This is a genomic window from Tessaracoccus lapidicaptus, assembly GCF_001693815.1.
Lineage (GTDB): Bacteria > Actinomycetota > Actinomycetes > Propionibacteriales > Propionibacteriaceae > Arachnia > Arachnia lapidicapta.
Genome location: NZ_MBQD01000021.1, coordinates 230036 through 242782, shown reverse-complemented (window position 1 = coordinate 242782; position 12747 = coordinate 230036). Strand labels below are relative to the sequence as shown.

7 protein-coding genes are annotated in these 12747 nt (G+C 71.1%); 4 read left to right on the top strand and 3 right to left on the bottom strand.

Going from position 1 to position 12747, the window contains the following annotated elements; genetic code table 11:
• Position 1: 1 nt before the first annotated feature.
• Entirely contained in the window at positions 2-1381 is a 1380-nt protein-coding gene (gene ngcE / locus BCR15_RS08110) for an N-acetylglucosamine/diacetylchitobiose ABC transporter substrate-binding protein (protein ID WP_068751690.1), read from the bottom strand.
• A gap of 42 nt (positions 1382-1423) precedes the next feature.
• Positions 1424-2698: an aspartate kinase gene (locus BCR15_RS08105; protein WP_068751689.1), complete on the bottom strand. Its 1275-nt coding sequence runs from the start codon at positions 2696-2698 to the stop codon at positions 1424-1426.
• Positions 2699-2787: 89 nt separating this feature from the next.
• Between BCR15_RS08105 and BCR15_RS08100 the strand changes: the two genes are divergently transcribed.
• Positions 2788-3942 carry a DUF480 domain-containing protein gene (locus BCR15_RS08100; RefSeq protein WP_068751688.1) on the top strand — a complete coding sequence of 385 codons (1155 nt, stop codon included), beginning with the start codon at positions 2788-2790 and terminating at the stop codon, positions 3940-3942.
• Between the two features lie 50 nt (positions 3943-3992).
• On the top strand, positions 3993-4988 hold the full coding sequence (locus tag BCR15_RS08095) for a Gfo/Idh/MocA family protein (protein WP_068751687.1): 996 nt from the start codon (positions 3993-3995) through the stop codon (positions 4986-4988).
• 19 nt (positions 4989-5007) lie between these two features.
• Here the strand turns inward: BCR15_RS08095 and ileS are convergent, their stop codons facing one another.
• A complete protein-coding gene (ileS, locus tag BCR15_RS08090) occupies positions 5008-8157 on the bottom strand; it encodes an isoleucine--tRNA ligase (RefSeq protein ID WP_068751763.1) in 3150 nt (1049 codons plus the stop codon).
• A gap of 234 nt (positions 8158-8391) precedes the next feature.
• Between ileS and BCR15_RS08085 the strand changes: the two genes are divergently transcribed.
• Both BCR15_RS08085 and BCR15_RS08080 read left to right on the top strand, forming a co-directional pair.
• Positions 8392-10032: an aminotransferase class I/II-fold pyridoxal phosphate-dependent enzyme gene (locus BCR15_RS08085; protein WP_068751686.1), complete on the top strand. Its 1641-nt coding sequence runs from the start codon at positions 8392-8394 to the stop codon at positions 10030-10032.
• 921 nt (positions 10033-10953) lie between these two features.
• Complete coding sequence (locus tag BCR15_RS08080) at positions 10954-12306, top strand: HNH endonuclease signature motif containing protein (protein ID WP_068751685.1); 1353 nt, start codon at positions 10954-10956, stop codon at positions 12304-12306.
• Positions 12307-12747: the final 441 nt, after the last annotated feature.

The window sequence follows — 12747 nt, the reverse complement described above, 5'->3', positions numbered from 1 at the left end:
CTCACTCGACGGCGTAGCGCTCCACCGCTGGGTCGTTGCGAACCCGGTTCGCGAGGGTCTGCAACCGTGCCGCGAGCACGGAGGCCGTGATCTGGCCGGACAGGAAGTCCGCCCAGGCGACATTCGATTCGCCGCTCAGCCCGTAGTGGGCGACGAACCGCCACGAGAAGACGTTGGCGCCGGCGTCCGCCAGCAGCCTGGCCTGCGACGTGAGCGCCGTGTCCGTCACGTCCGCCGGGACGCTCTCTCGCACGATCGTCGGCACCAGATGCTCGCGGGAGAACTCGGTGGCCGCCTCCCGCGTCAGCATGGTGCGCAGGAGCTCGAACGCGCCCGCGACGTTGGATGCGCGCCGCGGCACGAGGAACTGCTCCGTCGGGGTCGCGTGGACGGCGGCGTGCGGCAGGACGGGCGCCGCGGTCAGGGTCGGGACCGGCGCCACGCTCAACTCGTAGTCGGCGGGGATCTGCTCGGACATCTCCGTCGGGAGCCAGGATCCGGCCGGATACAGCAGGGCGGCGCGGTCCTTCAGCCAGGACGCCTGGGCCGCCAGGTAGTCCCCGCGGTGGACCACGAAGCCCGCCGCGACGATCGCCTCGAGCTGCTCGAGGACCCCGGTGACGGCCGGATGGGACCAGGCCCCCTCGGCCAGGGAATCGAGGGCGATCCGTACCTCGTGACCGCCCTCCTTGACCGCTGACGCGATGGCCAGCTCCTGGTAGTAGTCGGCGGCCTCGTCGCCCCACGCGAACAAGAACCGGCCCTGCTCCTTCGCGGCCGCGCCGAGCTCGAACATGCGGTCCCAGGTGCGCGGCACCTCCCACCCCGCGGCGGCGAAGTCCGCGGCCGAGTGCCAGAGCCCGAACACGCTGAGGGCGTAGTTGAGGGCGATGAGCCGGTCGTTGAACGTGCCGGTGGCGAGCACGTCGTGCTGCAGGGTGTCCCGCAGCACCCCGCCGTCCAGGGAGGCCGAGTCCATGAGGTCGTCGAGCTCGGCGAACTGGTCAGCCAGCTTCGCCACCGGGAGCAGGCGGGCGCCGGAGTTGTCGACCAGATCGGGCGGGGTGCCGCCCTCGGCCAGGCGGGGTTCCACGACGGCGATGATGTCCTGGACCGGGCGGACCCGGACGGTGACGCCCGGATGGTTCGCGCTCATGGTGGCCGCCGCGGCCTCCACGTAGCCGACGCCGAACGCGCCGTCGAAGACGACGGCCTCCACCCGCGAGGGGGTGACGAGCCCGAAGGGCAGGCCGCTCGGCGACGGCGACGGGCTGGTCGGCGACGACGGCCCCGGGGACGGGGTGCCCGTGCAGGCGGCCAGCGGCCCCACAGCGGCGACGGCGAACGCCGTGAGCAGCTGACGGCGGCTAGGACGTGGCATGGGCACCTTCCGAAGAACAGCCCAACTTTATGCCATGACGGGTCAGCGGCCGGTCCCGGCGTAGACCTTCGCCGTCTCCTCCGCGTCGAGGCCGAATGCGGTGTGGGCCGCGCGCACGGCGCGGTCGACGTCGTCGGCGCCGACGATGACCGAGATGCGGATCTCCGAGGTCGAGATCATCTGCAGGTTCACCTCGGCACCGGCGAGTGCCTCGAAGAACGTCGCGGAGACGCCCGGGTGGGACCGCATCCCGACGCCGACGACGGACACCTTGCCGATCTGGTCGTCGTAGAGGACCTCGTCGTAGCCGACCTCGTCCTTGATGGCCTCCAACGCCTCGATGGCGCGGGAGCCGTCGGTCATCGGGAGGGTGAACGAGATGTCGGTCTTGACATCGGAGAGCCGCGACACGTTCTGCACGATCATGTCGATGTTGATCTCGTGCTCCGCGATCGCCTTGAAGATGCGGGCGGCCTCGCCGATCTTGTCCGGGACACCCGCGATGGTGATCTTGGCCTCGCCGCGGTCGTGCGCGACTCCGGTGATGATGGCTTCTTCCATGGATTCGTCCTTGTCGATCTCGTCCTGGCTCTTGACCCAGGTCCCCGGCCGGTCGGTGAAGGAGGAGCGCACGTGTACCGGCACGCCCTCGCGGCGCGCGTACTCGACGCAGCGCAGGTGCAGGATCTTGGCCCCGGAGGCGGCCATCTCCATCATGTCCTCGTAGCCGATCTGGTCGATGTGCCGAGCCGAGGGCACGATGCGCGGATCGGCGGTGTAGACGCCGTCGACGTCGGAGTAGATCTCGCAGTAGTCGGCGTCGAGGGCCGCGGCGAGCGCGACGGCGGTGGTGTCGGAGGCGCCCCGGCCGAGGGTGGTGATGTCCTTGGTGGTCTGCGCGACGCCCTGGAACCCCGCGACGATCGCGACGTTGCCCTCCTCGAGCGCCCTGATGACCCGCCCAGGGGTGATGTCGATGATGCGTGCGTTGCCGTGCGTCGGCGTGGTGATGACGCCGGCCTGGGAGCCGGTGTAGGAGACGGCGTCGACGCCGAGGTCCGACAGCGCCATGGCCAGGAGTGCCGCCGACTGGCGCTCGCCGGTGGTGAGGAGCATGTCCAGCTCGCGGGACTTGGGGCGCGGTGACACCTGGAGCGCCAAGTCCATGAGCTCGTCGGTCGTGTCCCCCATGGCCGAGATGACGATGATGACGTCGTGCCCTTCGGCCCGCGTGCGGGCGATGCGGCGCGCCACGCGCTTGATCGACTCGGCGTCGGCCACCGACGACCCGCCGAACTTCTGGACAATGCGACCCATGCGAACCTCCTCTGGACCGTCACAGGATAGTTGTCGCGGGCCGCGACGGGGAACCTCGTCCGTGGACCCCGCGGAGTAGGGTCGACGGTGTGACGCTGCCGAGACTCACCGCCGACGAACAGCGCGTGCTCGGGTGCCTCCTCGAGAAGGAGGTCACCGTGCCGGACACCTACCCGCTGACGCTCAACGCCCTACGCTCCGCCTGCAACCAGAAGAGCAGCCGGGACCCCATCGTCGACTTCGACGAGCGGACGGTGCAGGACGCGGTGCGCGCCCTCAAGGACGGGGGTCTGGCGCGCGTGGCCTGGGCCGACTACGGGCGGCGGACGCTCAAGTACCTGCAGACCGCGACGCACCTCCTCGGCCTGGCCGACGACGAGCGGGCGCTCATCACAGTCCTCCTGCTGCGCGGCCCGCAGTCGCCAGGCGAGCTGAGGGCGCGCACCGACCGGCTGTACACCTTCGCGGATCGCGAGGCAGTCGAGGCCTGTCTGGAGCGGATGGCCGCGCGCGACGAGCCGCTCGTGCTCCGGCTGGAGCGGCGCCCCGGCCAGCAGGACCACCGGTGGATCCACCTGCTGGGTGACCCGCCGCCCGACGCGGCGCCGGCGGCGGAGGACCGGGAGGCGATCCGGGCGGGCGGGCCGGCCGAGCGTGACGCCGCGGTCGTCGCGGGCTACGACGCCGTGGCGGATGCGGAGGCTCTGACCGCCTCGGTGAGCCCCTTCGAGGGCTGGTTCCTCGACCGCGTGGCCGCGCTGGCGCACGGGCGACCGGTAGTCGACGTCGGGTGCGGCGCCGGTACCGCCGCGGGTGCCCTCGCCGCGGCCGGGGCCGATGTCTCCGGCATCGACGTCTCCCCGGGGATGGTCGCGGCGGCCCAGGCGCGTTATCCGGGGGTCGACTTCTCCGTCGGCGACCTCAGGCGTCTCCTGCGCCCGGCCGCGGCTCCCGGCTGGGGCGCCGTCGTCGCCTGGTTCTCCCTGCTGCACTTCGCGCCCAGTGAGCTGCCGGCCGTGGTCGGTGGGCTCGGGTCGGTGCTGGTCCCCGACGGGGTGCTGGCCATCGCGCTGCCGGTCGGCGGGCGCGACGGCCGGGTGGGCCCCGACGGACTCGCCGTCGTCCGGCACGAGGCGGTGGAGGTGCGGCGCGCCGTGGCCGCGGCGGGGCTGACCGCTGTGGAGAGCTATCTCGTCTCCGACGGCGGCGATGACGAACGGCTGTATCTCATCGCGCGCCGCTGATGACCGCCGGTTCCGGCGCCGGAGGGCGGTCACACCACTAGCCTGGGGCCATGACTACCGTTCGCTGGGGCATCGTGGGGACAGGCGCCATCGCGCACGGCGTCGCCGGGGACTTCCAGTTCGTGCCGGGGGCCGAACTGACGGCGGTGGCGTCGCGGACGTGGGCGAAGGCGCGCGACTTCGCGGCCGAGCACCAGGTGCCCAAGGCGTTCGGCTCGTACCGAGAGCTCCTGGATTCCCCCGACATCGACGTCGTCTACATCGCCACCCCGCACCCGCAGCACCGCGACGTGGCGCTCGCGGCCATCGAGCGTGGCAAGGCGGTGCTCGTCGAGAAGGCGTTCACCGCCACCCTCGCGGGAGCGCGCCAGGTGGTCGACGCGGCCCGCGCCAAGGGCGTCTTCGCGATGGAGGCGATGTGGACCAGGTTCCTGCCGGTCATCGCCGCCGCACGCGAAGTGGTCGCCTGGGGGCGCATCGGTGACGTGGTCGGGGTGCAGGGCGACTTGTACGCCTTCCGCGAGTACCAGCCCGATCATCGGCTGTTCTCCCGGGAGCTGGGGGGTGGGGCCATCCTGGACCTCGGCGTGTACCCCATCAACGTGGCGCAGGCCTTCCTCGGCGAGGTGAAGGAGATCGACTGCCGCGCCCGGCTCTACCCTTCGGGGGTGGAGCGCGCCGCGACCGTCAACCTGGTGCACGCCGGCGAGGGGTTGTCGTCGCTGACGTTCGGCTTCGACGGCTACGGGCCCGGCCGGCTGATCGTCGTCGGGACGAAGGGCTGGATCGAGATCGAGCCGCGCTTCCACCACCCGTCCATGATCACCGTCCATCGCAACGGGGTGCTACCGCGGATCATCGAGGCGATGCCGACGGGGCGCGGCTACAGCCACGAGTTCGCGGAGGTGACCCAGCGGATCCGCGAGGGCGCCACCGAATCGCCCACCATGCCGCTCAGCGACACGCTCGAGGTGATGCGGGTCCTGGAGAAGTGCCTGCGCCAGTCCGGCGTGACGCACCAGGAGGCCGCCGTCGACCTGGGGTGACAGCAGCCTCCTGGTATGCCTAGGCCTTACGCAGCGCCAGCTTGATGCCGAGGTCGGCGTCCTCGTCCGTGGGTGCCTCGACGGGGCCGACGGCCAGCTCGACGGCCAGCACTTCGTCGGCGATCTGCGCCCGGTGGGCCTCGACGGCGGCAGCGAGCTCGTCGTCGGCCTCGATCACGACCGTGATGCGGTCCGAGACGTCCAACCCGGCGCGCTTCCGCGACTCCTGGATGAACCGGATCGCCTCGCGCGCGAGCCCGGAGCGGATCAGCTCCGGCGTCAGCTCGAGGTCGAGCGCCACCGTCTCGCCCTGCTCGTTGACCACCGACCAGCCCTCGCGGGGCCGCTCCGTGATCAGCACGTCGTCGGCGGTGAGCTCGATCTCCTCGCCGTCGACGACCACCCGGGCCGCCCCCGTGCCGCGCAGCGACGCGGCCAGGTCGGCGGCGTCGGCGTCTGCGACCGCCTGGGCGATCACCGGCGTGCGCTTCGCGAACCGCTTCCCGAGGTTGCGGAAGTTGCCCTTCGCGGAGTAGTCGACCAGATCACCGTGCGAGGCGAACGACTCGACGGCGGCGAGGTTCAGCTCCGCCATGATCTCCTCACGCAGCTCAGGGGTGAGGCGCTCGACGACGGTGGACGCCACGAGCATCCGGCGCAGCGGCTGGCGGATCTTCACCTTGGACTCCGCCCGGGCCGCCCGGCCCAGCTCAACGGTGCGCCTCGTCAGGCGCATGGCCTCGGTGAGGTCGACGTCGATGAGCGACTCGTCGGCCACCGGCCACTGCGTGAGGTGCACCGAGTCCACGCCGTCGGGGTCGGCGGCGTAGAACAGGTCCTGCCACACGCGCTCGGTGACGAACGGCATGATCGGCGCCAGCAGGCGGGTGAGGACGTTGAGGGTCTCGTGCAGCGTCCACAGGGCGCCCGGGTCGCCGGCCCAGAACCGGCGGCGGGAGCGGCGCACGTGCCAGTTCGACAGGTCGTCGATGAACTGGCTCAGCACCGCGCCGTAGTGCTGCGTGTCGAACGTGTCGAGGGCCCGGGTGGTGTCCACGATCAGCTGCTGCGTGGCCGACGTCAGCCAGCGGTCGAGCACGTGACGCTCCGCGACGGGCGGCGCCTCACCGGCGGGCGTCCAGTCCGACGCCCGCGCGTACAGCGTGTGGAACGCGACGGTGTTCCAGTAGGTCAGCAGAACCTTGCGGACCGTCTCGCCGATCGCCTGATGGCCGACGCGTCGCGCCATCCACGGCGACCCGGAGCAGGCCATGAACCAGCGCACCGCGTCCGCGCCGTGCTGGTCCATGAGCGGGATCGGCTCCAGCACGTTGCCGAGGTGCTTGCTCATCTTGCGCCCGTCGTCGGCGAGGATGTGGCCCAGGCAGACGACGTTGCGGTACGAGCTCTGGTCGAACACCAGGGTGCCGACGGCCATGAGCGAGTAGAACCAGCCGCGGGTCTGGTCGATGGCCTCGCAGATGAAGTCAGCCGGATACCGCTCGGCGAACACCTCCTCGGAGCCGGGCACATGCGGGTAGCCCCACTGCGCGAAGGGCATGGCGCCGGAATCGAACCAGGCGTCGATGACCTCCGGCACGCGGCGCGACTCCTTGCCGCAGGTCGGGCATGGGAAGACGATGTCGTCGACGAACGGACGGTGCGGATCCAGGTCGCTCTGGTCCGCGCCGGTGAGTTCGCTGAGTTCGGCGCGGGAGCCGACGCAGACCTGGTGGTCGTCCTCACAGCGCCAGATCGGCAGCGGCGTCCCCCAGTAGCGGGTCCGCGACAGCGCCCAGTCGATGTTGTTGTTCAGCCAGTCGCCGTACCTGCCGTGCTTGATGGTGTCCGGGTACCAGGTGGTGGCCTCATTCTCCGCGAGCAGCTCATCCTTGATGTGCGTGGTGCGGATGTACCACGACGGCATGGCGTAGTAGAGCAGGGGGGTGTGGCAGCGCCAGCAGTGCGGGTAGCTGTGCGTGTAGTCGAGGACGCGGAACATGAGTCCACGGGCCTTGAGGTCGGCGACGATGGCGGTGTCGGCGTCCTTGAAGAACAGACCGCCCACCAGGTCGAGGTCCTCGTCGAACGTGCCGTCGCGGCGGACGGGGTTGACGAAGGGCAGGCCGTAGGAGCGGCACACGTGCATGTCGTCCTCGCCGAAGGCGGGCGCCTGGTGGACCAGGCCGGAGCCGTCCTCGGTGGTGACGTACTCGGCGAGCACCACGAAGTGGGCCGGGGCCGGGAACTCCACGAGTTCGAGGGGCCGCTGGTAGGTCCAGCGCTCGAGGTCGCGGCCGAGGAAGGTGTCGGTGAGGGTCCACTCGTCGCCCAGCACCTTGTCGGCCAGGGGCTCGGCGACGACCAGCGCCTTCTGCTGCGGGTGCGTGGCGACGCGGTAGGTCACGTCCGGGTGCACCGCGACCGCGGTGTTGGAGACCAGCGTCCAGGGCGTCGTCGTCCAGACCAACAGGTCCACCTCGCCGGCGAGCGGGCCGGAGGTGAGCGGGAAGCGGACGTAGATCGACGGGTCGGTGATGTCCTCGTAGCCCTGCGCGAGCTCGTGGTCCGACAGCGCGGTGCCACACCGCGGGCAGTACGGCGCCACGCGGTAGTCCTCCTCGAGGAGGCCCTTGCCGTGGATCTGCTTGAGCGCCCACCACAGCGACTCGACGTACTGCGGTGTCATCGTCACGTAGGCGTCGTCGATGTTGACCCAGTAGCCCATACGCTCCGTGAGCTCGGTGAACGCGTCGACGTGCCGCAGCACAGATTCCCGGCACTTCGCGTTGAACGCCTCGACGCCGAAGGCCTCGATGTCCGCCTTGCCGGAGAAACCGAGCTCCTTCTCGACGGCCAACTCGACCGGGAGGCCGTGGCAGTCCCAGCCGGCCTTCCGCTCAACGCGGTGGCCCCGCATCGTCTTGTAGCGGGGGAACAGGTCCTTGAAAACACGCGCCTCGATGTGGTGCGTGCCCGGCATGCCGTTCGCGGTGGGCGGGCCCTCGTAGAAGGTCCACGGCTCGCCGTCGGCCGTGCGTTCCAGGGAGCGGGCGAAGGTATCGCGCTCCTCCCACAGGCTCAGGATCTCGTGCTCGAGGGTCGGGAAGTCAACCTGCGCGGGCACGGCGCGGTAGCCGGGGGACTGGCTGGCAGCCTGGTCGGTCATCGGGTGGTCCTTCATCGAATCGTCGCTGAGGTGAAGGGACGAGCCGAAGCCCGCGGTACCACCCTTCTTGGGCGCCGGGGCGCCCCACTTGTTCGTCCGCCGCGGCCGGGTCTAGTGAGCGGGACACCCCGCCGTTCTTCCGGCAGCTCCGAGGTGATGGCCTCATCGACGCCGTGCGACGCGGTCCATTATGCCGTCGACGTCAAGTCGGGGTCGTTTCGCTAGGTTGGGGCCATGGCCATCTTCGACGTCCCCCTCGGCGATCTGCGGCGGCGCGGCACCATCAAGTGGCGCCGCTGGGAGCCGGACGTGCTGCCGCTGTTCGTCGCGGAGATGGACGCGCACCTGGCGCCCCCCATCCGCGAGGCCCTGGAGCGGGCGCTGGCCGACGGCGACACCGGATACCCGGAGCTCCCCGCCTACCAGGAGGCCTTCGCCGCGTACGCCGAGTGGCAGTGGGGCTGGCGGGTCGGTGTCGCGGACCAGAAGCTGGCCACCGACGTCGTCACGGGCATGCGGGAGGCCGTCTTGGGGCTGTCGGAGCCGGGCGACGGCGTCGTCATCAACTCCCCGGTCTATCCCCCCTTCCGGCACGTGGTCACCACCACGGGGCGCCGCATCGTCGACGTGCCCCTGGTGGATGACCGGCTCGACCTCCCCGGCCTCGAGGAGGCCTTCGCCACAGAGCGGCCGGCGGTGTACCTGCTGTGTTCGCCGCACAACCCGAACGGCACGATCCACACCGCCGAGGAGCTCGCCGCCGTCGCGCGCCTCGCGGAGCGGCACGGGGTCGTGGTGGTTTCGGATGAGATCCACGCCCCCCTGGCAGGGGCGGCGCACGTTCCGTACCTGACGGTGCCGGGGGCGGGCAACGCACTCGTCGTCACGTCGGCGTCGAAGTCCTGGAACCTCGCGGCGCTCAAGGCGGGCCTCGTGATCGGCGACGCGGCCCTGCTCGAGCGCCTCAACCCGATGATGCCCGACGGCGCCAGCTACTTCGGGGTCCTGGCCCACGCCACGGCCTTGAACGATGCCCGCGACTGGGTGGGGGAAGCCTCCGCCGAGGTCGCCGCCAACAAGGAGTTCTTCGCCGCCGAGCTGGCCCGTCTCATTCCCGAGCTGCACTACGAGCCGTCCCAGGGCACCTACCTGGCGTGGCTGGACTGCGGCCCCCTCGGGCTCGACGAGCCGGGCCGGCACTTCCATCAGGTCGGCCGGGTTCGGTTCAACCTGGGCCGCGAGTTCTCCCCGGCCACGACCGGTTTCGTGCGAGTGAACCTGGCGACGTCGCGGGAGATCATCGCCGAGGCCGTCGAGCGGATGGCCGCGTCGCTGCAGGAGGTGCGGGCGGCGGGGCGGCCGGCCGCCCTGCAGGTTCCCGCGGAGGAGGACTCCGATGCGGAGCCGACGCGCGTCGTCGAGCCGGGACCGCCGACGGCGCCCATGCCTGTCGTCCCCGCCGAACCCGTGACCGCTCCGATGCGGGCGGTCGAGGATCCGGGTCCTGCGACAGCACGGATGGCGCCGCCCGCTTTGGCGGGCCTGCACACCAACAGCGGGGAGTTCGTCAACGTCGTCACCGCGGTCGTGGTCGGGCGGGAGCCGCGTGCGACGGCGGGGTACGAACGTGCCCATGTCCTGCGGGTGTCGAGCCCCCACCTCGACATCTCCCGCAACCACGTGGCGGTCGAGGTCCACAAGGGCGACGTGATTGTGCGGGACCTGCATTCCGTCAACGGCACCGTGGTGGTACCCCCGAACGGCTCGCCGTTCACCCTCCGCGATGGGGCGTCGGCGCAGGTGGAGGTGGGCACGATCCTGGACATCGGCGAGGGCGTGTCGTTGCGGATCGAGCCCCCGCGTGAGACCCCCTGACCGGCCGGCGGGTGCCTCGACCGCGGCTGGCCGAGGTGAGCTTGCCCGTTCGCTGAGGTCGCACGTGCCCGTTCGCTGAGGTCGCACGTGCCCGTTTGCTGAGGTCGCGCCCGACGCCGGAGCCGTCCGGGCGAGTCTCGAAGCCGACGCCCTCCCCGTCTGCTGAGATCGCGCCCGACGGCGGAGCCGTCCGGGCGAGTCTCGAAGCCGATGCCCTCCCCGTTTGCTGAGGTCGCGCCCGACGGCGGAGCCGTCCGGGCGAGCCCCTAAGCCGACGCCGTAGGCGTCGATCCCTTGACCCCATCCGCTGTTGGTGTGGGGAGCCGTGATCCGACGCTCGGGCGGCCCTTGTGGCCGGGTGTTCTGTCCAGGTGACCGGCCGGCTGGGGTTGGGTAGGCGAGGCCGACCGAGCGTCGGTTCCCGTCTCCCCGCACTCGTCTCGGCGGTGGCGTGGGCGGGTTCGGGTGCGTGCAGGTGGGGCGGCCCTGGGCCGGGTCTGTCTAGGCGGGACGCCAGCTGTGTGACCCTCGGGTTGGGCATCACTGCGCGCAGCCGCCCCACCGTCCCGCCCCCTCTCTCGATGGCTGAGGTCGCGCCCACTCGTTCGCTGAGGTCGCGCCCGACGGCGGAGCCGTCCGCGCGAGTCTCGAAGCCGACGCCATAGCGTCGATCCACCCGACCCCAGCACGAATAGCAGCCCCACTCGGGCCCGGCGCCGGCATAGAGCCTCGAGGGCGGAGTTCGACGGCGTGTCGTGCTGGTGGGGGCGGTCCGTTCGCTGAGGTCGCGCCTGCACCGTTCGCTGAGGTCGCGCCCGACGGCGGAGCCGTCCGGGCGAGTCTCGAAGCCGACGCCGCAGGCGTCGATCTTCCGGCCTTGGAAATCCGAAATTGTCAGTGGCCTCCGCAAGAATAGTTCACATGAGTGATTCCGTGCGCGAGCAGATGCAGCGATCCATCGCTGCACTGTGGGACGCCGCGCTGTCACTCACCACCGACGACACCCCCGTGGACCGCCTTGCCGGCCTCGTCGCGGCGGTCACCGAGGCCGAGGCGCAGCTCGCCGGTCTACGCCTTCACCTCCTGCATGAGGCAAAGCTCGCCGCGGCGGAGGCCGTGATCGACGGGGTGCGGCAGTCGGTGCGCACCACCCCCGCCCAAGCCACGGCGAGCCTTCGCCTAGCCGCTGATCTGCACGACAGGTTTCCGCTGATCGGAGCCGCGCTCAACGACGGCTCGATCTCATTGGCGCAGGCCGACGCCATCGTCGCCGGCTTGCGGAAACTGCCCGCCCGGTTGACCCGGGCGGAGCTGACGCGCTGCGAGGAGGAGATCCTTGCCCACGTCGACACCCTGGGCCCCTCGGAACTGCGGGTGCTCGCGGCGCGGCTGGTGGAGGTGATCGATCCGGACGCCTCGGATGCGGATGATGCGAAGCGGTTGGCGCGGGAGGAGGCGGCGGCTCATCGGGGTCGGTTCCTGCGGCTGGCGCCGGACTATCACGGCTCGATGCGCATCAGCGGACAGTTGCCGGTCGCGGACGCGGCGTTGTTGAGCGCGCAGTTGGATGCGTTGATGCCGGACGCCTCCACCTACACCGCCGCCGGTGAGGTCGCGTCCCGGGACGCGCGCCGGGCGGATGCGCTGGTCCTGCTGACCCAGAAGGCCGCCTCCAGTGGTGCGCTGCCGGCGCATGGTGGGGATCGGCCGCAGATGCACGTCACCCTCGACCTCGACACCCTCACCACCGGCCTCGGTCGGGTTGGCTTGATCGGGCTCGACGACGTCGACGGCCTGCCAGCCGGGGAGGTGCGCCGGTTGGCGTGCGACGCCGGCATCATTCCCGTCGTGCTCGGCGGAGCGTCGCGGTTGTTGGATGTGGGCCGGACCTACCGCACGTTCACCCCCGGCCTGCGGGCAGCGCTGATGCAGCGCGACGGTGGCTGCGCGTTCCCCGGCTGCTCGGCAACCCCCGCGTGCTGCGAGGCGCATCACATCGTCCCGTGGTGGCAAGGCGGCGACACCCGGCTAGGAAACGGCGTCTTGCTCTGCCCGCACCACCACCGCCTCGTGGAACCCGACCCACTCCAATCCGAAACCTCCCAATGGCAGGTGCACCTCGACCCGGTGACCGGCCTGCCGTGGTTCACCCCACCGCGACACATCGACCCGGTCAGACGCCCGCGGCAACACCGCCGCTTCCGACTCCGACAGATCCGCGCCGGGGCACCACCTGACCCAGACCCCGGGCCGGCCAACGGGGGACCCACCTGACGTCGACCCGCCGGACACGGAGTTGTCCGACGCTGGCGGGCCCGACCTGGATGATCTCATCCGCCGCTCCGCCGCCATCTGGGGCGACGGCACCTGACCTGCATCCAAGGGGGATCGACGCCTGCGGCGTCGGCTTCGAGACTCGCCCCGACGGCTCCGCCGTCGGGCGCGACCTCAGCGAACGGGTGGCGCGACCTCAGCGTCGCTGGGTGTTCCTGCGAAGGGGTGGGACGGTGGGGCGGCTGCGCGCAGGGACGCCCAACCCGACGATCACCAAACTGGCGTCCCGCCTAGACAGACCCGACCCAGGGCCGCCCCGCCGGGCCGCACCCGGACCCGGCCACGCAACCGTCGGAACCAGTGTGGGGAGACGGGAACCGACGCTCGGGCGGCCTCGACTACTCAACCCCAGCCATCCGTTCACCTGAACAGAACACCCGG